Below are 21,285 nucleotides of genomic sequence, written 5' to 3'. Positions count from 1 at the left end.
GGCCCTCGGCCCGTGTTCACGCCGTCAGCGCGCACCGGTCACCTCAGACGCTGGACCGCCGCGGCCACACGCTCGTCGGTCGCCGTGAACGCGACCCGGACGAAGCGGTCGCCCGCCGGTCCGTAGAAGTCCCCGGGCGCCACCAGAACGCCCAGCTCCGCGAGGTACGCCACGGTCTGCCAGCACGGCTCGTCGCGCGTCGCCCACAGGTAGAGGCTCGCCTCGCTGTGCTCGATCCGGAAGCCGTGCGCCTGAAGGGCGGCGCGCAGGGCGAGACGGCGGTCCGCGTACCGGGCGCGCTGCTCGGCCACGTGCGCGTCGTCGCCGAGCGCCGCCACGACGGCCGCCTGCACCGGGGCCGGCGTCATCATCCCGCCGTGCTTGCGGATCTGGAGCAGCTCGCCCAGGACGGCCGCGTCGCCCGCGATGAACGCGGCCCGGTATCCGGCCAGGTTGGAGCGCTTGGAGAGCGAGTGGACGGCGACCAGTCCTTCGACGTCGCCGCCGCAGACGTCCGGGTGGAGGACCGAGACCGGCTCGACGTCCCAGCCAAGCTCCAGGTAGCACTCGTCGCTGAAGACCAGGACGCCGTGCTCGCGCGCCCAGGCGACGATCCGGACCAGCTCGTCCCGGGGCAGCACCCGCCCGGTCGGGTTGGAGGGGGAGTTGAGCCACAGCAGCTTCAGCCCGGCCGGGTCCAGCTCGGTCGGGTCGTCGTAGACGACGGGTTCCGCGCCGCAGAGCCGCGCGCCCACCTCGTACGTCGGGTAGGCGAGCCGCGGGTAGGCCACCTTGTCGCCGGCGCCGAGCCCGAGCTGCGTCGGCAGCCACGCCACCAGTTCCTTGGAGCCGACGACCGGCAGGACGTTCGCGTGGGTGACCCCGACCGCCCCGAGCCGGCGCTCCACCCAGCCGGTGAGCGCGTCGCGCAGCGCCTGGGCGCCCCACACCGTCGGATAGCCGGGGCTGTCGGACGCGGCGACGAGCGCCCGCTGGATCAGCTCGGGCACCGGGTCGACCGGGGTGCCGACGGACAGGTCCACGATGCCGTCCGGGTGGGCCAGCGCCGTCGACTTGAAGGGGGCGAGCTTGTCCCACGGGAAGACCGGGAGGCGGGAGGAGACTGCGGACACGGGACTCTGCTTTCTCGGGCTGTTCTCGTACGGGCGGCGGGGCGCGCGGCGGGACATGCCTCGGTCCCGTACGGTGACGAACCGTACGGGACCGGGCCGCGCGCAGTGCCGCCGTCTACTGGTTCTGCGGCGGCAGACCGGCGACGAACGGGTGGTCGCGCTCGATGAGGCCGAGCTTGGAGGCGCCGCCGGGCGAGCCGAGGTCGTCGAAGAACTCGACGTTCGCCTTGTAGTAGTCCTTCCACTCCTCCGGAGTGTCGTCCTCGTAGAAGATGGCTTCGACCGGGCAGACCGGCTCACAGGCTCCGCAGTCGACGCACTCGTCCGGGTGGATGTACAAGGACCGCTGGCCCTCGTAGATACAGTCGACGGGGCACTCTTCGATGCAGGCCTTGTCCTTCACGTCGACACAAGGCTGCGCGATGACGTAGGTCACGCTGTCGTTCCTCCTCGGTAGGGCGTTGGCTCTCGCGCGGGAGCGCGGCGTCGTCGATGCCCGCCCCTAGTATCTCCGTTCTCAGGCACGAACCGAACAGGAGGGGCGGAGAGAGCTGTGGAATTCGCCATCGGCGGACGGCTGGCCGTCCGCATCACACCGGCTGACGTGGGAAAACGCGTATCCGTTCGACGCCGCGCGGACGACGGCGGGGCGGGCGCGGAATTCGCCGACGCGGTCGGGATTCTCACATCGTGGGACGATGGTGTGCTCTCCATCACACGAAAGAGCGGGCAGTCGGTCCGCGTCGTGGAGTCTTCTCTGGTCGCGGGCAAGGTCGTGCCCGCCGCCCCGGCCCGCCGCCGGGGCCCCGCCGCCTCCTTCGACGAGCTGGCGGCCGTCACCGCGCGGGCCTGGCAGCCGGTGGAGAGCGAGGCGCTGGGCGACTGGCGGTTGCGCGCCGCCGGGGGCTTCACCCGGCGCGCCAACTCCGCGCTGCCGCTCGGCGATCCGGGCCTGCCGCTCGGCGAGGCCTTCGAGCGGGTCGCGAGCTGGTACGCGGAGCGGGGCCTGCCCGCCTGCGTCCAGGCGGCGACCGGGGCCGAGGGCGCGCAGGAGGCGCTGTGCGCGGAGCTGGAGCGGCACGGCTGGTGGCGCGAGGTCTCGGCCGAGGTGCGGATCGCCGCGCTGGCCCCGGTCGGCGACCGGGACGCGGACGTGGCGGCGGTCCGGCTGGCCCGCGAGCCGGACGCGGCCTGGCTCTCCCGCTACCAGCGCTTCGCCACGCCGGGGCCCCAGGTGCTGCGGGTCCTGGGCAGCGGGCCCTCCGTCTGGTTCGCCGCGGTGCCGGACGACGCCCCGGGGGCGGGCCCGGACGCGGCCCCCGCCGCGATCGGCCGGTGTGTCGTGGACGGGCGGTGGGCCGGGTTCATGGCCGTCGAGGTGGCGCCGGAGCGGCGGCGGCAGGGGCTCGCCACCTCCGTGATGACGGCCCTGGCCCGCCGGGCGTTGGACGAGGGCGCTTCGGCGGCCTGGCTCCAGGTGGAGGAGGACAACGACGGGGCGCGGGCGCTCTACGACCGGATGGGGTTCGCGGCCCACCACCGCTATCACCACTTCCGCCCCGCGCGACGGACGCACGGGGCCGGCGGAACGCGCGAGACGCCGGAGGGCTGACGGGCGCGCGGGCGGACGGGGCCGGACACGGCGGACGGACCTCCGGGCGGGAGAAGGCGGTCCGGCCGATGGGCAGGGCGGACCGCGCCGGGCGCCGTGACGGCGGGGCGGGTGCGGGCGAGTCGGACAGATCAGGCGGGCCGGGCAGCGGTTCCGCGGGAAGTCGGGGCGATGAACGAGGGCGTGGACCGCATATGAGCGCAGACGATTCCGGCACGGCCGATCGGCGGCGGCAGTTCGCACAGGAGGCCAGGTCCGAGCGCCCGGACCTGGCCCTGCTCTGCCTGCTGCTGGGCGCGGAGGCAGGCGCGGCGGGGCCCGCCGGGGCCCGCCCGGCGGCGGAGCAGGGGCCCGACCCGTACGGCATCGACGCCGCGCAGATCGAGCTGGACCGGCTGGCGGGGCTGCTGCCCCACGGCCGCCGCTCCGCCTCCGGCTGGATCGCGGCCCTGGCCGAGCTGTTGGGCGCGCGGTGCGGGTTCGCGGGCTCCTCCGCCGACTACCAGCGCCTGGACTCCTCGGTCCTGCAGCAGGTGCTGCGACGTCGCAGGGGGCTGCCGATCCTGCTGTCGGTCGTCTGGATCGAAGTCGCCCGGCGGGCGGGCGCACCGGTGTACGGGGTGGCGCTTCCCGGCCACTTCGTGGTGGGCTTCGGCGATCCGGAGCGGCCGGTTCTGGCCGATCCCTACGCCGGGGGCGCGCCCCTGTCCGCCGAGGACGCGGGGCTGCTGGCCACCGGGACGGCAGGGGCCGCACTGGAGCCGTCGATGACGGTGCCCGCGCGGCCCCTGGAGATCGTGTTGCGCATCCTGAACAACGTCCGGGCCTGGGCGGCCGCCCGGCCCGAGCGCACGGACGTGGCGCTGTGGGCGCTGGAGTTGTCGCTGCTGCTGCCCTCGCACCCGGCGAGACTCCGTTACGAACGGGCTCAACTCCTGGTGCAGCGCGGTGAGTTCCTCGCCGGTGCGGCGGAGATGGAGGCATATGCGGAGGTGCTCGACCACATCGAGCCGACGACGGCCGAAAGTGTCCGGCGCAAGGCTCGCGCGGCGCGCGCCCTGCTGAACTGATCCGGCGGAGCGGCCCACCCCGGCCGCCGCCGAGTCTGCCGGGGGACCACGGTTGTGCTGCCCCGGGGCCGCGTGCGCTCCCGTCGTACACCCGAACGCCCCCGTCCGCGCCCGCCAGGCACGTTTTTCCGCCCATTTCTCGGCGTACCCGAAGGTCCATGCGCTCAACTGGAGACCGTCACTGGACGCGCACGCGTCATCGCATTCCGCGATACGCGAGCCAGGAGAGAAACGCTGAGGGCCGATTGATGACGACCGTGCTGCTGATCCATACCGTGCCGCTGTGGCGCGCATCGCTGGCTTCGCTGCTGGGCACAGGGCAGGGAATCGACGTGGCGACCGCCGAGCGGGGCGGGATACGGGCGGCACTGGGCGGTCCGGCCCCGGACGTGCTGCTCACCGATCTGGACTGTCCGGGGGCCCTGGAGGTCCTGGAGGAGGTGAGCTCGATGGCCGAACCGCAGGGCGGGCCGTGTCCGCTGGCCGTGCTCACCCGCAGCGACCGCCCCCGGGGCCTGCGGCGGGCGTACGAGGCGGGGGCGCGGGGCTACATCGACAAGTACCGGTCGGGGAGCAATCTGTGCGAGGTGATGCACAAACTGGCGGACGGCGGACGGCACATCGACGAGTCGCTGGCCTTCGGTCTGTTACAGGTGGCCGACATGCCTCTGTCCCCGCGCGAGTTGAGCGTGCTCTCGCTGGCCGAGGGAGGCGACACCGTGGCGGGGATAGCCGGCCGGCTGCACCTGACACCGGGGACGGTCCGCAACTACCTGGCCGCCGCCATCCGGAAGTCCGGGGCACGTAACCGGCTGGACGCGATCAGACGGGCGCAGGAGGCGGGGTGGATCTGACACCGGCCGGCGCCCGCCGCTCCCCCGGGTCCTCCGCCTGCCGTCGCTCCCGCGGCTCCCACAGCCCGGCGAGGTCCCGGTAGAGGGCGCTGGAGCGCAGGAGTTCGCCGGGGGTGCCGCACTGGGTGCGCGGGCCGTCCATCACCAGAACGCGACCGGCCCGCCGGGCGGAGCTGAGCCGGTGGGCGACGACGACCAGGGCGCCCGGCCGGTCGGCGAAGGCCAGCTCGGCGCGGGTCTCGGCGGCCGGGTCGAGGCGGCTGGTGGCCTCGTCGAGGATCAGGAGCGGTGGGGCGGCGAGGTAGGCCCGCCCCAGCGCGACGAGTTGCCGCTCCCCCTGGGAGAGCCGCTCCGGGTCCAGGGGCGCGTCCAGGGAGCCGAGCCGGGAGAGCAGGGCGTCCAGGCCGACCGCGTCGGCCATGGCGGCGATCTCCCGGTCGTGGACGCCGGGGCGGAGGTAGGTGAGGTTGTCCCGCAGCGAACCGCTGAACACGTACGCGTGCTGGGGCAGCAGGACGCCCGTGGAGGCGGCGTCGGCCGGGCGCGCCGACCCGCCCCGCCAGCGCACCGTGCCTTGGGTGGGCAGCTCGACCCCGGCGAGCAGGGCGGCCAGGGTGGACTTGCCGCTGCCGCTGGGGCCGACGACCGCGAGGTGCTCCTGCGGGCCGACCGCCAGGGAGAGCCGGTCCACGACGGGGTGGGCTCCGGGGCCGTACGCGAAGGTGACCCGGTCCAGTTCGGCGACGGGGCCCTCTGCCGGCGGGACCGTGCGGGCGGCGGGCGGCGTGGGCGCGGCGTCGCCCGGCGCGGCGGGGCCGGCCGCCTCCGGGGCCCGTGACGCCGGGGCCGGGCCGCCGTCGTGGGCGGGGCGCGAGGGCCCGGCGGCCGCGGGCCGGGCGGGCCCCAGGGGCGCGGGCGCTTCGGCCGCGGGCGGGGGGTCGTCGGCGGGCGGGGGCGGGGCGTCGGTGAACCGGTCCAGGACCACGACCAGCCGGCCCCCCACCGTGGCGAGCACGGTCATCAGGGCCTGGACCGCGGGGGCCAGCGCCTGGGTGAGGTAGGTCAGCGCGCCGACGAGCGCGCCCGGGGTCAGGCCGTTGCGCAGGAGCCAGGGCGCTGCCAGGAGCAGCACGAGTGGCGGGAACCGGGCGCACACCGCGAGGGCCAGCACCCGGGCCGCCGACCAGCGGGCCAGGGAGCGGGAGGCGGCGAGCTGCGCCTCCGCCAGGTCCCGGGATTCGGCCACCGTGCGCTCGGCGGCCCCGGCGGCGGCGATGTCGCGTACGGAGGCGGCGAGCCGGCCCGCGTGCGCGGCGTACGACTCGTCGGCGGTGAGGTAGTCGCGCTGGCGGGCGGCCATGGGCAGGAGGGTGCCGAGGAACAGGGCGGCCCCCAGGAACAGCGGGGGCAGCACGACCAGCAGCAGGGCGGGCGACAGGGCCAGCAGGCCGGCGACCGCCCCGGCCGCCGTGAACACGAACGACCGCAGCGTCAGGACGAGTCCGGCCCAGCCGTCCCGGGCGATCTCACTCTGATGGGTGACCTGGGAGAGGGATCTCGTGCTGACGTCGCCGGACCGCGTGAGCGCCCCGGACAGCGCCCGGGCGACCGCGCGCCGCACCAGCCCGTCGCGCAGCGGCTCCACCAGGTCCGCGAGCCGGTCGAACACCCCGCGGGTGGCGAGCCGGGCGGGCAGGACGGCCGCCGCGGCGACCGCCAGCCAGAGGAGGCCGGTGAGCGGGCGTCCGGCGAGGAAGCCGTGGTCGAGTGCGCGGGCCACCCCGAAACCGCTGAGGAAGGTCTGGGCGGACTCCAGCAGGGACCAGCCGGACAGCCGCACGAGCACACGGGTGCGCGCCCGCAGGAAGGGCCTGGCGTCGCGTACGACCCTGCGCAACGCCCCGCCGCCTTCCGGCCGGCCTGTGCCCGCGCCCCGCCCCCGCGCCTCGCCCGTCCCGGCCCGCGGCGCTCCGGCCGGGCAGCGACCGCCCTTCACCGGGACCCCCTTCGGGAGTCCGCGGCCGCGGGCGTCCGCGCGTCACCGCCGGGGGCGGCGGGCGTCGAAGCACCGGAGCCGGAGCCGGACGCGGCGGAGGGCGGGGGGGCGGGGGCGTCCGTGCGGAAGATCTCCCGGTAGTCCGGGTCCGCCCACAGCGCGTCGTGCCGGCCCGTGCCGCGGACCCGGCCGTCCTCCAGCCACACGACCCGGTCCGCCCGCGCGGCCGAGGACAGGCGGTGGGCCACGATGACGCGGGTGCAGCGTCCGGCGCGCGCGTCCAGGGCGCGCCGGACGTGGTGTTCGGTCACGGTGTCGAGGCTGGACAGCGCGTCGTCGAGGATCATCAGGCGGCCGGGGTGGGCGAACGCGCGGGCCAGTCCGAGACGTTGGCGCTCGCCCCCGGAGAGCGGGGCGTCGGCGACGGGGGTGCGGTAGCCGGAGGGGAGCAGCGTCACGAACCCGTCGGCGCGGGCCGCGCGGGCCGCGGAGCGGACGGCCGCGGGCGAGGCGGTCCAGGGCCCGAAGGCGATCGTGTCCTCGACGGTGGCGCCCGGCAGGGCGGGGCGGGCGAAGGCGTACGCGATCTCGCGCCGCAGCCGGTCCGGTGCCATGCCGTCCATCGCCACGCCGTCCAGCAGCACGGCGCCGGTGTCCGGGTCGAACAGCCGTCCGGCGACCGCCGCCAGCACCGATTTGCCGGAGCCGGAGCGCCCCACGACCGCCAGGGAGGTGCCGCCCGGGACGGTCAGGTCGACGCCGGCCAGCAGCTCCCGGCCGTCCTGGACGACGCCGACGCCCCGGAGTTCGAGGCGGCCGGGGGCGTCGGGCACGGGGGCCCCGCCTCGGTGCGGCAGCGGTTCGAGGGTGAGGAGGGGCTCCAGGACGCGGGCGGCGGCGCGGCTGCGGGCCAGGGCTCCGAGCGCGCCGGTGAGGGCGCCGATGCCGACGGCGAGACTCGCGTAGCGGGACGCGGCGACCAGGTCGCCGACGCCGATCGCGCCCGCGCCGAGCCGCACGCCGCCGACCGCGAGGACCAGCAGCATGAGGAGGGGCAGCAGCAGGGCGCTCTGGCCCGCGGCCCGCCCGTAGACGGTCCAGGTGCGCCTGCCGTGCTCCGCGAGGGCGCCCAGGGGCTCCAGGACACGGCGGTACTCCCGTGCGCCGGTGCGGGCCGCGCGGATGGTGTCGGCCCCGTCGAGCGCCTCGGTGAGCCGGTGGGCGATGAGCGCCTGGGCCCGCTGGTAGTCGGCCCCGGCGTCGGCGGTCCGGCGGGTGAAGGTGCGCAGCAGGGCGAAGAGCAGGGGCGCGCCGACGAGGAGCGCGGCGGCGGTCCACACGTCGATGAGGAGGAGCCCCACGACCGCGCCGGCCGGGAGCAGGACGCCCGCTACGGCTCCGGCGGCGGTGACGGGCGCGGACGCGGCGTCGGCCGTGCGGGCGGTGAGCCGGGCGGTGAGGTCGCCGGTGGGCACGGCGAGGGCGCGGCGGGGTTCCGCGGCCAGGACACGGGCCGCCGTCCGGGTGCGCAGCGACGCGGTGAGCCGGGCGGTGGTGGTGGTGCCGGACACCGCCGCGGCGGCGTCGAACCCGGTCTCGGCCAGGACCAGGGCGGCGCACAGCAGCAGCCCGCTCCAGGGCGGGGGGCCGCCGGAGACGAGCCGGTCCACGGTGTGGCCGAGGGCGGCGGGCAGGGCGAGGGCGGCGAGCGCCCCGCCGGTGGAGCAGAGAAGGAGGCCGAGGAGGGCCGCCGGGTGTTCCCGGGCGAGCCGCCGGGTGCCGGCCGCCATGCCGGTGGAGGGGTGCAGCCGCACGTGGTCGCCCTTCCGGCCGCTGGGGCCTGTAGTCGAACTGTCTCCCGCGCGACGCCCGGCACGGACGCCCGCGGCGCCGCCGAGGCGCCGTGGGCGGGGGCTCTGCGAGCGTGTGCGGGGCCCGCCGCCCCGGGGCCGCGCCCGTGCACGGGGAGGGCGCCGTCGGCGGGGGCCCGGTCGGCGTGGGGACGCCTCCGGCCCCGGGCGGAGGAACCGCCCGGGACCGGAGGACGCGTGGGCCGACCGGGCCGCCGGTGGGATCATCGGCGGCCCGGCCGGCGCGGGATCACGGGGTGCAGAGCGTCACGCTGAGGGAGCTGTACTCGCAGACCAGCAGCGAGACCTGGCTGCCCGTGGCGAGCTCGCCGAAGGATTCGTCGGCCTGGGTCTCCATCGCCTGAAGGTCGAGAAGCGCCATGATGTGTCCTTTCCGGGACTGTTGTCGGTCAACGGTGGTGTTGCTACGACCCTGATGTGTGATCGGGGCCGGTCTGTGGGGCCGCGGGTGCGGCCGGGTGCGCCGCCGGAGCGGCGGTGAGGAAGGGCAGCGTCGCGGGGGCGCCCAGCGCGCCGCCGAGGGCGAGGAGGCAGCCGGCGGTCCCGGTGGCCAGGTCCATCGACAGGCGCATGAGCTGCTCCCCGGCGAAGGCGAGGCCGCCCTCGTAGGTCAGGGCGTGGCTGCCGAGCAGGCCGGTGTGGCGGGCGATCGCGCGATCGCGGGCGGCCTGGTCGCACAGCGGGGTGCGGGCCGCGTGCAGGAGGAGTCCGGCCGAGCCGCGGAACAGCCCGGGCTGGACGTAGAAGGCGGAGAACGCGGCCGGCAGCAGGTCGCGGCCCGCCGCTTCGAGCACGGGGTCGGGGCGGTGGGCCAGGTAGGCGTCGATGACGGCCGCGATGCCTGCGCTGCCCGCTCCGAGGTAGGGCATCAGGCGCTTGCCCTCGACGACGAGGAGCGCCCCGTCGTCCCCGGTACGGCACCGGTCCAGGTCCCGGCGCAGGGCGACGGCCGCCAGATCGAGCAGCCTGGCGTCCCCGGTGGACGCGTAGCGGCGTATCAGCAGCAGCGCGATGCCGCTGGCGCCGTGCAGCAGACCGGTCCGGGGCGAGGGAGGTCCGTCGGTGAGCGCGCGCACGGCCAGGTCGGTGCAGCGGCCGGCGGCGGCCGCCAGGCGGGGGGCGTCGGCGGCGGACGCGGTGCGGGCCAGGTCGTCGAGGGCGAGGCCGATCCCCGCGTACCCGCTGTGGAGCCCGGCCGGCAGGCCCTGGAGGGGCTGGTCGAGGACGATGCGGAGCAGGTCGGCGGCTTCGGCGTGGTGGCCGATCCGGTCAAGGGTCCAGGCGATGCCGGTGAGGCCGTCGTAGAAGCCGAGCGGGCTGCCGGAAGCCGGGTCCTTGGCGTGCCGCAGCAGCCAGTCCTCGGCCGGCGCGCAGGACGGTGAGCCCGTCTCGTGCAGGGCGTAGAGCACTCCGGCGGCCCCGTAGGCGAAGGACTGGCCGCCGGTGGCCGTGGCGAACTGGGCGATGTCGCCGGGGAAGCAGCGGTCCTCGCGCTCCGGTGTGCAGGAGGCGGTGATCGCCCGGACCATCGCGTCACGGCTGCGCGGCCAGTCCCCCGGGGCCGGGACGGGACTCGCGGGGGCGTCACGCGGCGCGGGCCCGCCCGGGGAGCGCAGGATCTCCGTCACCGCGGGGCGCAGGTCCTCCTCGCCGACCGGGAAGAGACGGGCCGCCTCCCGGGCCAGGTCGACGGCCTTTGAGCGGTCGATGCCCAGCAGCGTGGTCAGCGGGAGGTACAGGGCCAGCCGCAGACAGGCGAGCGCGTAGCGGTCGATGTCGGTGCCGCGCCGGTCGGGCGGGGCGACGAAGGCCGGGTTGGCGACGATCTGGCGGCGGCGTTCTGCGGCCGGGGACGCGGCCTCGAAGTCGAGCAGGACGATCCTCGACGTCTCCTCGTCCACCATGACGTTGCTCATGTGCAGATCGCTGATGACGATGCCCCGGGCGTGCACCGCCTCGACGGCCCGCTCCACCTGCGCGTACGTCTGCGCGGCCCATCGGGCGTGTTCGGCGAGCAGTGCGGGCTCCGCGTGCTGCCGGGCGAGCGGGAAGCGCCGGGCGAAGACGGTGTTGAGCGTGGTGCCGGGGATGTACTGGAGGACCAGGAAGTGGTGGTCCCCGGCCTGGAACACGTCCCGGACGGCCGGTACGCAGTCCAGCCCGGCCAGTTGTTCCAGTGCGGACCGCTCGCGCTCCAGCCGGGCCACCGCGTCGGCCCCGTCGGCGGCCAGACCTGCGTACGGGCGGGCTTCCTTGAGGACGATCTGCTCGCCGGTGCGGGTGTCGCGGCCGAGGTAGACGCCGCCGCCGTTGGAGAAGTGCAGCGCCTTCTCCACGGTGTACGGGAGATCCGTGAGCTGCACGGCGGCGCGGGCTTCGAGGTGCGGCGCCAGGAAGGGCGGCGGTGTCACCCAGGAGGGGACGCGGAAGGACGGCCCCCGGTCGTCGGGGACCAGGCGTCCCTGCCCGTCGGCGACGGCGGGCACGGGCCGGCCGTCCGGGCCGGGGCAGAAGCGGGCGGCGAACGCCCCGTACCGGGTGTGCACGGGCCCGTTCCCACAGCGCAGGTCGCTCAGGATGTACGGTCCGTGTTCGCCCTCCAGCAGCCGCATCAAGGCGGTGCACACCTCGGGGAACGCGTCCTCCGAGGGCGGGTAGACGGTGATGAACTTGCCGCTGCCGGCCCGGTCGGCGTACTTGCCGTTGCGCAGGGCCAGCAGACCGGGGCTCGGCACGCACTTGAAGGCGAGCCGGTGTTCCAGGCAGTGGGCGACGACCCGGTCCAGGACCGAGGCGGCGTTGTCGAGGGCCGCCGAGACGTGGATCTTCCAGCCCTGGGGCGGCAGATGGAGCCCGTCGGGGCTGTACGAGAGCCAGTCGCCGCGCCGGGAGCGGGTCCACCCCTCGGGTTCAGCGCCGCGGACCGCTGCGTAGAACGAGCTGTCCTGGCCCGGCGGGTCGCCCGGCGTGGAAGAGCGGTGGGGGGCGTCGTAGAAGCGGCGGTCCGCCTGGCAGTACGCGGCGTACTCCGGATTCACGCACGCTCCCCTCGCTCGGCTTGGTCGGCTTCGTCGTGGCGAGAGAGAACCTGCCACAACGATCGGGGCCGCCCATAGTCACGGATGTCACGACTCACACATGCGCGCGATCCCTGCGCGGTGCATCGCCCGACGGTGCGTTCCGCGCACCGGCCGCCGGTGCGTTCCGTGGGTCTCCTGCCGGTGTGTTCCGCGCGTCGCGCAGGCGGGGGAGGGCGCCGGGCGGCGGCTTCGACGATGCGTGCGCGGGGTGCTTCGCGCCCGGTTCAGCGCGCGCCGTACACCAGCGCGTCCCCCGCCGCCGTACGGAAATAGAGCACGGAGCGGCCCGCCCTGCGCCGGCGGACCAGCCCGGCGTCCAGCAGAACCCGCAGATGCCGGCCGACGGAGCCCAGCCCCTGGCCGGTCAGCGCGACCAGCTGCGTCGTGCTCAGCGGGGAGGCCAGCAGCACCAGGACCGCCGCGCGCGCCGGGCCGATCAGCGCTCCCAGGGCCGCCGGCACGGGAGCGCGCCCGGCTTCGGCGAGCGGGCCGGAACACGGGTACACCACCCCGTACCGCCGCGGGATGTCCCAGCAGACCCAGGACCTGCGCGGGGTGACGGGGACGAACATCAGCTGCGCACCGCCCAGTTCGCGGGGCGGGTTGTCGTAGGCGTTGATCTGGAGGCGGCTGCCGCCGAGCCAGCGGACCCCGGAGTGCATCCCCTTCAGCGCCTCGCTCCAGCCGCCCCGGCTCAGCTGGGCGGCACGGGCGATGACATCGGCCTCCAGGACGCGCAGCCGCCGCGGCCAGTCGGGCAGCACGGTGTGCGTCCACACCCACTCCACGACGTCGGCGGCGCGCTGGGCCAGGTCGTCACGGTCCAGCGCGGCCGGCAGCGGCCCGCCCAGCGCCTCGGCCAGCTCGGCGCGGGCCCGGCCGGGCGGGGTGGCCCGGAGGCGTGCGAGCTCCTCGGCGAAGGCGGGCGGTTGCTGGCCGGGCGGGGCGGGGACGGGCGCGGGGGTGAGGAAGTCGGCGTTCCAACGGGGCGCGAACGCCGACCGGACGATCAGCGCGGAGAGCGGCTCCGCCGCCTGCCGCGACCGGTAGGCGGGGAGGTGGGCCTCCAGCCAGGCCTGTTCACCGGGGTGCGCCGCCGTGGCCTGCTCCAGCGACATCAGGCTCGCGACGGCCTCCGAGAGCGGCGAGAGCACGAACCGGCTGTCCGCCAGCGTGTCCGCACTGACCTGCCACCAGCCCACGCGCCACCGCCCGCCCCTCGCAGCCGTCCTCCGTCCGTCCCCGGAGGAAACCCCGCTCCCCCCGGTCGGGCCCAGGGTTTCGCACCCGCGCGAAACATTAACGAGCCCGACGACGGCGTACGAAGAATCCACCCCATGCACACCTACCGCGAGCTGTTCCGGACCCCGGAGTTCACTCCGTTCTTCGCCGCCGTCTCCGTGCAGACGGCGGCGCAGACGGCGACCGGCCTGGCGCTGGGCACCCTCGTGTACGCCCGGACCGGCTCTCCCCTGCTGTCGGCGCTGGCGATGTTCGGCCCCTCCCTCGCCCAGGTCGCCGGGGCGCTCACCCTGCTGTCGGCCGCGGACCGGCTGCCACCGCGCGCCGCACTGACCGCCCTGGCCCTGCTGTCCTCGCTCGCCGCCGGAGTGCAGGCGCTGCCCGGCCTGCCCCTGTGGGCCGCCTTCGCCGTCCTGCTGGTGCTGGGGGCGGCCGCGTCGCCGGGGGGCGGCGTACGGTACGGGCTGCTCAACGAGATCCTTCCGCGCGAGGGGTTCCTGCTCGGCCGCTCCGTGCTCACCGTGGCGGGCGGGGCGATGCAGATCTGCGGGTTCGCCGTCGGCGGGGTGCTGTTGGCCGTCCTCTCCGCACGCGGCACGCTGCTGGCCGGTGCGGTCCTGTACGCCGTCGCCGCGGCCGTGGTCCGGTTCGGCCTCACCGCACGGCCGCCCAGGTCCACCGGCCGGCCGTCGGTCCGGGAGACCCGCCGGACGAACGCGCGGCTGTGGTCGTCCGTCCCGCGCCGCTATGTCCTCCTCGGCCTGTGGGTCCCCAACGGGCTCGTCGTGGGCTGCGAGTCCCTGTACGTCGCCTACGCCCCGGACCACGCCGGGCTGCTCTTCGCCGGCGGCGCCCTGGGCATGCTGGCCGGGGACGCCCTGGTCGGCCGGTTCGTCACGGCACGATGGCGGGCCCGCCTGGGCAGCCCGCTCCGGCTGCTGCTGGCCGCGCCCTACCTCCTCTTCGCGCTGCGCCCCGGTCTGCCCCTGGCGCTGGCGGCCGTCGTCCTGGCGAGCGTCGGCTTCGCCGCGAGCCTGCTGCTCCAGGAGCGGCTGATGGCCCTCACCCCCCGGGAGCTGAGCGGCCAGGCGCTCGGCCTCGGCGCCTCGGGGATGCTCGCGATGCAGGGCGTGGGCGCGGCCCTGGGCGGCGGCATCGCCCAGCTGACCTCCCCCGCGACGGGCATGGCGGCCCTCGCGGGGCTCTCCGTGGCGGTGACCCTGGCCCTGGCCCCGGGGCTGCGTGGCCCGGTGGGCGGCGACGGGGGCAGACTGCTCGGGAACGGATCGCCCGAGGAGCCCCGGAGGAAAGAGACGACATGACCGGCAACGACCAGCCTCGTCAGAAGGAAGCCATGCTCGCGGGCGAGCCGTACCTCGCCGACGACCCGGAACTGACCGCCGACGCGCTGCGGGCGGTCCAGCTGACCGAGCGCTTCAACGCCACGGCGGCGGCCGACCCCGAGACCCGCCGTGCGGCCCTCGCGGAGCTGGTCGGCGACCTGGGCGAGGACGTCGCGGTCCGGCCCCCGCTCCAGGTCGACTACGGCTACCAGATCTCCATCGGTCCCCGGACGTTCGTGAACGTCGGCGCGGTCTTCCTGGACGTCGCCCGCATCACCATCGGCGCGGACGTCCAGATCGGCCCGAACGTGCAGCTGCTCACCCCGACCCACCCCATCGCCCCCGGCCCGCGCCGCGCCAAGTGGGAGGCCGCCCTGCCGATCACCATCGGCGACAACTGTGGCTGGGGGGCGGGGTGATCGTCTGCCCCGGGGTGACCATCGGTGAGAACACGGTGGTCGGGGCGGGTGCCGTCGTCACGAAGGACCTGCCCGCTGACGTCGTCGCGGTCGGCAATCCCGCGCGGGTGATCCGGAAGATCGACGAGGCGGCGCAGGGCGCGGAGGCCTGACCGGAGGCGGTACGCGGTCGGGCACGGGGAGGCCGGGAGGCGTACGCGGCCGGCGGGCGCCGGGGCCGGGGGCCGGACGCGCCGGCGGGGGCGTGCCCCGGCCGACCCCGTACGGCTTCGATCCCGTACGGCTCCGCCCCCGGCCGGAGACGTCCCGGACGGGGGCAAAGGAGGTACGGGCGCCGGGGCTCAGCCCTCGCCCGTCAGGTCGATGACGGCCGTGCGCTCGGCGGGGGTCGTGCCGGTGAGGGCCGTCTTCATGGCCTGGGCCACGTCGTCGGCGCCGACCGGGTGCTCCCTGCCGTCGGCCTTGACCGCCGTGATGCCGTCGAAGACGCCGTCCAGGAGCCGGTCGATCGCCTTCTTGTCGTAGACGTCCACCAGCCGGCCGTCCACGGCCTTCATCGAGAGGATCTGCGGCAGGCTCCGCGCCGGTCCGAACTGGATCGACTTGGGGCCCGCCTTGATCGTGATCAGGCCGGACATCGCGGGCTCGGCGAACTCCTTCATCGCCCGGTCCAGTTCGGCCTGTGTGATGGTGGGCTCTGTGGTGGCGACGGGCAGGTCGACCGTCCGGGCCTGCCCCGTCTGCACCTGGGCGCGGTAGGCGTCCCGGACGGAGATGAGCGACTGGCCGACGTCGAGCGTCTTGCCGGGCTTCCCCGGCACGGCCACGACCTTGTTCGGCTCGAAGCGGATCGTGCCGTCGTTGGAGGAGCCGGAGGCGCCCGCCAGATCCGACAGGGCCACGCCGAGCTTCTCCTCGTCGACCGGGATCACCGGGTCGGCCGGGCGCTCCCCGCCGAACAGCGAACCGATCACGGAGACCGGGTTGTAGTCGCTGCCCGCGGCGCCGCGCACGGTCTCCTGGCTGTCCAGGGTCAGACCGGCCTTTGCCGGGTCGAGCTTCTCCTCCTTGCCGTCCACCGACAGCCGGAGGGGCGCCTGGGCCCGCTCGCCGAGAGCGGCGTCGAGCTTGACGACCGCCTCCTCCTTGGTGCCGCCGCCGATGTCGACGCCGAGCACCGTGGTGCCCTTGGGGACCTCGGAGTGGTTCAGCAGGAGCCCCGCCCCGTAGGCGATGCCCAGCAGCACGACCGCGGCCACCCCGAGGAGGACCAGCTTGGAGCGGCCCTTCTTCGCGGGCGCGGCGGGGGGCTGCGGGGCCGGGCGGGCGGAGGGGCCGGGGGCGGGGACGCCGGGGACGCCCGGGGCGTCCGTCGTCGGGCCGCCGAGGCCTTCCGGCCGGTCCGGGAACGGCGAGCGGAGCCCGCCGGGCACGACGGGGACGCCGCCGGCCGGCGTGGCCCCCGGGACAGGGCCGTCGGGGCCGGGCCCGGGCGCCGGGACCTGCGGCGTGAGGATCGCGGTGTCGTCGGACAACCGGGGCGGTGCGCCGCCGGGGCCGCCCGGCACCATCGGGCCGGGCCCGGGACCGCCGAGCCCCGGTACGCCGTCGAGGTTCGGGGTCAGCGAAGAGCTGCCGGTGGCCGGGCCCGTCGTGGGGCCGGACGGGGCGGGCGTACGCGCTCCGGGCGCGGGCCGCGGGCCGCCGGGGACCTGGGCGCCGAGGCCGTCGAGCGCGCTGCCGCCGCCGGGGCCGGGCGCGCCGGGGCCGCCCGGTGCGCCGCCGGACCGCGGGGAGTCCGAGAAGTACGGCATGTCGGGGCGCACACGCCCCGCCCCGGTGTCGGAGACGCCACCGGGGCCGTCGGCGCCGGGCCCGCCCGCGCCGGGAGCTCCCTGAGTCCCGGGAGCGGACGTGCCGGGAGCGGACGTGCCGGGGCCGGACGTGCCGGGGCCGGGAGCGCCAAAGGCCCCTGGGCCCTGGGTGGCCACACCCTGCGGCGGGGTCGGGGACTTGCGCGGGGCGAACCAGTCGCTTCCGCTCTTCTCCCTCGCCGGCTTGTCGCCGGACGCCGGGCCGGCGGGTGCGCCGCCGTCCCGCGGCCGGTCGCCGGAGGCGGGCTCGTCCGAGCCCGTGGAGCGGCCCGCGGTGGCCGGTGCGCCGGGACGCGGGGTGCTGGTGGTGCGCTCCGGGTCGGTCCGGCCCCCGGCGGCGTCGCCCTCGCCCACCGGAGTACGCACCACGACCGGCGGGATGGGCCGCGAGCCGGGGATGTTGATCCGGATGCGCGTGGTCAGCGTCGTCTCGGTCCTGGGCTCCTCGGGCCGGGGCGGGTCCACGGATTCAGGAGTCTCGTCCGCGCCGTCCTGCGACGGGTGCGGCGACGGATACTGGCGTGATCCGTACGGCGGCGTACCCGGTGGGTACGCGGCTCCTCCGCGACCCTGGGGCCCGGAGGACGAACTGTCAGTTTCACGACTCAAAGCAGGTTCTCCCGATTGGCTCCGCCGCCCGTACTTCCCCCATGCCGCAGGCCAGGGGACGGCTCGGCGCGCGCACCACCATACTGGCCGCCGCCGTCGGACATTCCGCGACCGGGGGGAAGCTCCCCCCGCGCCTCACGCCCGTGGGCGACTTTCCGGGCCCGTACATGGCGTTTCAGGTGCCGGACCGCGTGGTGCGGATGGCTGGTTGCGGCACTTTCGATGTGGTGGCGCACATCACAGCGACGGCCGTGCCGCCGAGCATGTAGAGCAGCAGACCGAGTTCGTCGCCGAAGACGTAGTCGCCCTCCGGGCGGCCGCTCAGCAGAAGGAACACCGTCACGAACCAGCCGATCGCCGGGGCGAGGGCGCCCATCTGGGTGCCGGTCAGCAGGCGGCCGCCGTAGAAGAGGCCCCCGGCGCCCGCCAGGGCGATGAGCAACCCGCCCGGGAACCAGGCCGGTTGCACCAGGCTCCCGGCGAGGGAGACGAGCACTCCGAGCAGGGCCAGGCCGGCGTAGGCCGCGATCCGGGACGGCCGGGGGCGGGCGGCGGAGAAACCGGCGAGTTCGGCCGCCCCGGGCGGCCCTCCGGTCCGCGCGGGGCGGGAGGAGTCCGCACGGTCGCGCCCCTCGCCCCGACCCCCGCTCATACGCCCTCTCCAGGCACGGAGGCGGACGCGGCTGACACCCCGGCGCCCGGCACGGACGCCGGGGCGTCGGGCAGGCCCGCGAACAGGTCGTGCTCACGGCTCCCCGCGGGCACGCCCGCGACGCCGCGCACCAGTTGGTAGTGCTCGGTCGTCAGCAGCGGCTGGCCGAGGTCGTTGGAGAGGGCGAAGAAAGGCCCGTCCACCACGATCTGGGTCGCGTGGGCGCGCATCGCGGCTGCTTTCGCCCCGGCGTACGCCGTTCCGTCGATCTCGGCGGTGATCTCCTCGCCGCCGACCACCCCCGGGACGTCGTCCACGGCCGCGATGCCGGGGAAGGCGTCGGGCGCGGTGGTGCGCAGGGCGTCGAAACCGGCCTCGACCACCGCCCGCTCCGCCCGGTTCCAGTAGATCTTCGCGACGGTGTGCGGGGCGCCCGCGCCGTGGGCCGGGTCGGCGGCCAGGTCGGCGGCGCGCATCGCGACCCGGTGGGCCTGGATGTGGTCGGGGTGCCCGTAGCCGCCGTCGGGGTCGTAGGTGACCAGGACCTGCGGCCGGATCTCGCGGATCACCTCGGCGAGGAGGGCGGCGGCCTCGTCCACCGGGGCGGACCAGAAGGCGTCCGGTCGGTCGTTCTGCGCGGCGCCCATCATGCCGGAGTCCCGGAACCGGCCCGCCGCGCCGAGGAAGCGGTGGTCGGCGACGCCGAGCTCCCGCATCGCCGCCGCCAGTTCGCCGACGCGGTGGGGGCCCAGGGAGTCGTCCCGGTCGGCGGTGAGGTGGGCGAGGCCGGGCGGGATGACCTCGCCCTCCTCGCCGAGCGTGCACGTCACCAGGGTGACGTGGGCGCCTTCGGCCGCGTACCTGGCCATGGTGGCGCCGTTGTTGATCGACTCGTCGTCGGGATGCGCGTGCACCAGCAGCAGACGGCGGGCGGGAAGGTCCTTCATGGGAACCACCCTACGAGCCCCGGGGGCCCCCGTGCCGCCGCGACCCCCGCCGGCCGCCGGTGCGGGCGGGCGCGGTCAGAACTTGATGCTGCTGATCATCCCCGCGACGTTGCTCGTGAGATCGGAGATGGTCGGCGCGACGGACGAGCTCGCGATGTAGAACCCGAGCAGCATGCAGACCACCGCGTGTCCGCCCTTCAACCCGGATTTCCGGATCAGCAGGAAGACGATGATCGCCAGCAGCACTACCGCCGAAATCGAGAGCGCCACGGCGGTTCACCTCCATCAGTACGGTCGGGACGGGCGGCACACGCGGAGTCAGCGGGTTTCTACCCACCGAGCGCTACGGATCATAACTTTCCGTGCCACGGCATTGGTCGGTGCACGGCAGCACGAGGGGCGCACGGACCGCGTGACACAGCTAAGTTCGGAGCCATGACCTCGCAGAAGCTGTCTTTTCCCCGCCAGCACGCACGGACCCAGCGGTTCACTCTGGGCGCACCCCGCGCCTTCACCGTCTCGCCGGATGAGACGCGGGTGCTCTTTCTGAGGTCCGCCTCCGGGACGGACCGGACCAACCGGCTCTGGGTGCTCGACCTCACGACCGGCGAGGAACGCCTCGCCGCCGACCCCGAAGCCCTGCTGGGCGGTTCGGCGGAGAAGCTGTCGCCGCAGGAGCGGGCCCGGCGCGAGCGGTCCCGCGAGGGCTCGGCGGGCATCGTCTCCTACGCGGTGGACGCCACGGCGGAGTTGGCGGCCTTCGCGCTGTCCGGAAAGGTGTACGTGGCCGAGCTGCGGGCCGGCACGGCGCGGGCCCTGCCGGTGCCGGGGCCTGCGGTCGACCCGCGCCCCTCGCCCGACGGCCGGCACATCGCGTACGCGGCCAAGGGAGCGCTGCGGGTGGTGGGCGCAGAGGGGGACGGCGACCGGGCGCTGGCGGAGCCGGAGGGCGCCCAGGTCACCTACGGTCTGGCCGAGTTCATCGCGGCCGAGGAGATGCACCGCCACCGGGGCTTCTGGTGGTCCCCCGCATCGGACCGGCTGCTGGTCGCGCGGGCCGACGACAGCCCCGTGCAGCGGTGGTGGATCGCCGATCCCGCGCATCCGGGCCGCAAACCGGCCGAGATCGCCTACCCGGCCGCGGGAACGGCCAACGCGGAGGTGCGGCTCTTCGTCATGGACCTGGAGGGCGGCCGGACCGAAGTGGTCTGGGACCGGGCCGCGTTCCCGTATCTGGCGCAGGTGCACTGGTCGTCGGCGGGCGCTCCGCTCCTGCTGGTGCAGGCCCGTGACCAGCGCAGTCAGCGCTATCTCGCGGTGGACCCGGAGAGCGGCGCCACCCGGATCGTGCATGTGGACGAGGACCCGGTATGGCTGGATCTCTTCCCCGGGGCCCCCGCCTGGGCCCCTGACGGGCGGCTCGTGCGGATCGCGGACGAGGGCGGCGCGCGGGTGCTCGCGGTCGGCGATCGACTGCTGACCGGGTCCCAGCTGCACGTGCAGTCGGTGCTGGACATCGGGGAGTCGGACATCCTGATCTCGGCGGTGGCCGGTGAGGACGCGGTCGAGCCGGAGGTCGGGCAGAGCCATGTGTACCGGGTCAACGAGCTGGGAATCGAGCGGATTTCCGAAGGGGTGGGTGTGCACTCCGCGGTCCGCTCGGGCGGTCTGACGGTCCTGGTCTCAGCCGTCCCGGAGGAGCCCGGGGCCTCCGCGTGGGCGGTGCGGGACGGCAAGCGGGTGGCCCGGATCGCGAGCTTCGCCCAGGAGCCGGTGCTCTCCGCGCGGGTGACCCTCACCGAGGGGGGCGCACGGCGGATTCCGTGCGCCGTGCTGCTGCCGTCCGACTACCAGGAGGCGGACGGTCCCCTTCCGGTCCTGATGGACCCGTACGGTGGTCCGCACGGCCGCCGGGTGGTCGCCGCTCACAACGCGCATCTGACCTCCCAGTGGTTCGCCGACCAGGGCTTCGCCGTGGTCGTGGCGGACGGGCGGGGCGCCCCGGGCCGCTCGCCCGGCTGGGAGAAGGCGGTGCGGGACGATCTCACCCTCACCCTGGGCGACCAGATCGAGGCCCTGCACGGGCTCGCCGGGCGTTTCCCGCTGGACCTCTCCCGGGTGGCGATGCGCGGCTGGTCGTACGGCGGCTACCTCTCGGGGCTGGCCGTGCTGCGCCGCCCGGACGTCTTCCACGCGGCCGTGGTGGGGGCCCCGGTGACGGACTGGCGGCTGTACGACACCCACTACACCGAGCGCTATCTCGGGGACCCCGGCCGGCAGCCCGAGGTGTACGCGGCCAACGCGCTGGTCACCGACGAGGGGCTGTCCGCGCCCGCGGAGCAGGTCCGCCCGATGATGATCGTGCACGGGCTGGCCGACGACAACGTGGTGGTGGCGCACGCCCTGCGGCTGTCCTCTGCGCTGCTGTCGGCCGGGCGGCCGCACGAGGTGCTGCCGCTCAGCGGGGTGACGCACATGACGCCGCAGGAGCAGGTCGCGGAGAACCTGCTCCTGCTCCAGGTGGACTTCCTGAAGCGGTCGCTGGGGCTGCGGGGAGCCTGAGCCGGGGCCCGGGGCGACCGG

The 21,285-nt window shown here is 75.6% G+C and carries 16 protein-coding genes and 1 pseudogene; 6 read left to right on the top strand and 11 right to left on the bottom strand.

Going from position 1 to position 21,285, the window contains the following annotated elements:
* Positions 1 to 38: 38 nt before the first annotated feature.
* Positions 39 to 1,133, bottom strand: coding sequence for a succinyldiaminopimelate transaminase (gene dapC / locus V9U70_RS27245; protein WP_336679500.1), 1,095 nt, complete (start codon positions 1,131 to 1,133; stop codon positions 39 to 41).
* A gap of 115 nt (positions 1,134 to 1,248) precedes the next feature.
* Positions 1,249 to 1,569 (bottom strand): ferredoxin, encoded by a 321-nt coding sequence (gene fdxA / locus V9U70_RS27240; protein WP_336679498.1) that lies wholly within the window; start codon positions 1,567 to 1,569, stop codon positions 1,249 to 1,251.
* Between the two features lie 117 nt (positions 1,570 to 1,686).
* Between fdxA and V9U70_RS27235 the strand changes: the two genes are divergently transcribed.
* From V9U70_RS27235 to V9U70_RS27225, 3 genes are all read left to right on the top strand, one after another.
* Complete coding sequence (locus tag V9U70_RS27235; protein ID WP_336679496.1) at positions 1,687 to 2,745, top strand: GNAT family N-acetyltransferase; 1,059 nt, start codon at positions 1,687 to 1,689, stop codon at positions 2,743 to 2,745.
* A 194-nt stretch (positions 2,746 to 2,939) separates the two neighbouring features.
* Positions 2,940 to 3,815 carry a transglutaminase-like domain-containing protein gene (locus V9U70_RS27230; protein WP_336679494.1) on the top strand — a complete coding sequence of 292 codons (876 nt, stop codon included), beginning with the start codon at positions 2,940 to 2,942 and terminating at the stop codon, positions 3,813 to 3,815.
* A gap of 248 nt (positions 3,816 to 4,063) precedes the next feature.
* Positions 4,064 to 4,669: a response regulator transcription factor gene (locus V9U70_RS27225; RefSeq protein WP_336679492.1), complete on the top strand. Its 606-nt coding sequence runs from the start codon at positions 4,064 to 4,066 to the stop codon at positions 4,667 to 4,669.
* On the opposite strand, the gene V9U70_RS27220 is transcribed toward V9U70_RS27225, so the two are convergent.
* From V9U70_RS27220 to V9U70_RS27200, 5 genes are all read right to left on the bottom strand, one after another.
* Positions 4,638 to 6,566 (bottom strand): ATP-binding cassette domain-containing protein, encoded by a 1,929-nt coding sequence (locus V9U70_RS27220; protein WP_336679490.1) that lies wholly within the window; start codon positions 6,564 to 6,566, stop codon positions 4,638 to 4,640. The genes V9U70_RS27225 and V9U70_RS27220 overlap by 32 nt on opposite strands.
* Before the next feature lie 95 nt (positions 6,567 to 6,661).
* On the bottom strand, positions 6,662 to 8,479 hold the full coding sequence (locus V9U70_RS27215; protein ID WP_336679489.1) for an ABC transporter ATP-binding protein: 1,818 nt from the start codon (positions 8,477 to 8,479) through the stop codon (positions 6,662 to 6,664).
* A gap of 286 nt (positions 8,480 to 8,765) precedes the next feature.
* Complete coding sequence (locus V9U70_RS27210) at positions 8,766 to 8,897, bottom strand: SapB/AmfS family lanthipeptide (RefSeq protein WP_336679488.1); 132 nt, start codon at positions 8,895 to 8,897, stop codon at positions 8,766 to 8,768.
* Between the two features lie 43 nt (positions 8,898 to 8,940).
* Positions 8,941 to 11,574: a class III lanthionine synthetase LanKC gene (gene lanKC, locus V9U70_RS27205; RefSeq protein WP_336679487.1), complete on the bottom strand. Its 2,634-nt coding sequence runs from the start codon at positions 11,572 to 11,574 to the stop codon at positions 8,941 to 8,943.
* Positions 11,575 to 11,840: 266 nt separating this feature from the next.
* Positions 11,841 to 12,818 carry an ArsR/SmtB family transcription factor gene (locus tag V9U70_RS27200; protein ID WP_336679485.1) on the bottom strand — a complete coding sequence of 326 codons (978 nt, stop codon included), beginning with the start codon at positions 12,816 to 12,818 and terminating at the stop codon, positions 11,841 to 11,843.
* Positions 12,819 to 12,953: 135 nt separating this feature from the next.
* On the opposite strand from V9U70_RS27200, the gene V9U70_RS27195 reads away from it, so the two are divergent.
* The gene (locus tag V9U70_RS27195; RefSeq protein ID WP_336679482.1) at positions 12,954 to 14,180 is read left to right on the top strand and encodes an MFS transporter; all 1,227 of its coding nucleotides are present in this window, start codon (positions 12,954 to 12,956) and stop codon (positions 14,178 to 14,180) included.
* Between the two features lie 32 nt (positions 14,181 to 14,212).
* Positions 14,213 to 14,772: pseudogene (locus tag V9U70_RS27190) on the top strand (sugar O-acetyltransferase).
* A 189-nt stretch (positions 14,773 to 14,961) separates the two neighbouring features.
* Here the strand turns inward: V9U70_RS27190 and V9U70_RS27185 are convergent.
* The 4 genes from V9U70_RS27185 to V9U70_RS27170 form a co-directional block, all read right to left on the bottom strand.
* Complete coding sequence (locus tag V9U70_RS27185; RefSeq protein WP_336679480.1) at positions 14,962 to 17,103, bottom strand: VanW family protein; 2,142 nt, start codon at positions 17,101 to 17,103, stop codon at positions 14,962 to 14,964.
* A gap of 175 nt (positions 17,104 to 17,278) precedes the next feature.
* Positions 17,279 to 17,755, bottom strand: a complete 477-nt coding sequence (locus V9U70_RS27180) for a DUF6113 family protein (protein ID WP_336679479.1) — start codon at positions 17,753 to 17,755, stop codon at positions 17,279 to 17,281.
* Positions 17,752 to 18,702, bottom strand: coding sequence for an N-acetyl-1-D-myo-inositol-2-amino-2-deoxy-alpha-D-glucopyranoside deacetylase (gene mshB / locus V9U70_RS27175; RefSeq protein ID WP_336679477.1), 951 nt, complete (start codon positions 18,700 to 18,702; stop codon positions 17,752 to 17,754). The genes V9U70_RS27180 and mshB overlap by 4 nt, the downstream gene beginning before the upstream one ends.
* 75 nt (positions 18,703 to 18,777) lie before the next feature.
* A complete protein-coding gene (locus V9U70_RS27170; RefSeq protein WP_026290246.1) occupies positions 18,778 to 18,972 on the bottom strand; it encodes a hypothetical protein in 195 nt (64 codons plus the stop codon).
* Between the two features lie 165 nt (positions 18,973 to 19,137).
* Here V9U70_RS27170 and V9U70_RS27165 point away from each other — a divergent pair, with 165 nt between their 5' ends.
* On the top strand, positions 19,138 to 21,264 hold the full coding sequence (locus V9U70_RS27165) for a prolyl oligopeptidase family serine peptidase (protein ID WP_336679474.1): 2,127 nt from the start codon (positions 19,138 to 19,140) through the stop codon (positions 21,262 to 21,264).
* Positions 21,265 to 21,285 lie beyond the last annotated feature (21 nt).

The sequence above is a fragment of the Streptomyces pratensis genome (assembly GCF_037137275.1).
GTDB classification, from domain to species: domain Bacteria; phylum Actinomycetota; class Actinomycetes; order Streptomycetales; family Streptomycetaceae; genus Streptomyces; species Streptomyces pratensis_B.
Note: the sequence above shows the minus strand (reverse complement) of the source record. Positions and strands in the feature narration are given on the sequence as shown.

Bases quoted from the DNA above. Each gene is read 5' to 3' on its own strand.
- V9U70_RS27230 (WP_336679494.1), top strand. From the start codon at position 2,940: ATGAGCGCAGACGATTCCGGCACGGCCGATCGGCGGCGGCAGTTCGCA.
- V9U70_RS27225 (WP_336679492.1), top strand. From the start codon at position 4,064: ATGACGACCGTGCTGCTGATCCATACCGTGCCGCTGTGGCGCGCATCG.
- V9U70_RS27210 (WP_336679488.1), bottom strand. From the start codon at position 8,897: ATGGCGCTTCTCGACCTTCAGGCGATGGAGACCCAGGCCGACGAATCC.
- V9U70_RS27195 (WP_336679482.1), top strand. From the start codon at position 12,954: ATGCACACCTACCGCGAGCTGTTCCGGACCCCGGAGTTCACTCCGTTC.
- V9U70_RS27180 (WP_336679479.1), bottom strand. From the start codon at position 17,755: ATGAGCGGGGGTCGGGGCGAGGGGCGCGACCGTGCGGACTCCTCCCGC.
- mshB (WP_336679477.1), bottom strand. From the start codon at position 18,702: ATGAAGGACCTTCCCGCCCGCCGTCTGCTGCTGGTGCACGCGCATCCC.
- V9U70_RS27165 (WP_336679474.1), top strand. From the start codon at position 19,138: ATGACCTCGCAGAAGCTGTCTTTTCCCCGCCAGCACGCACGGACCCAG.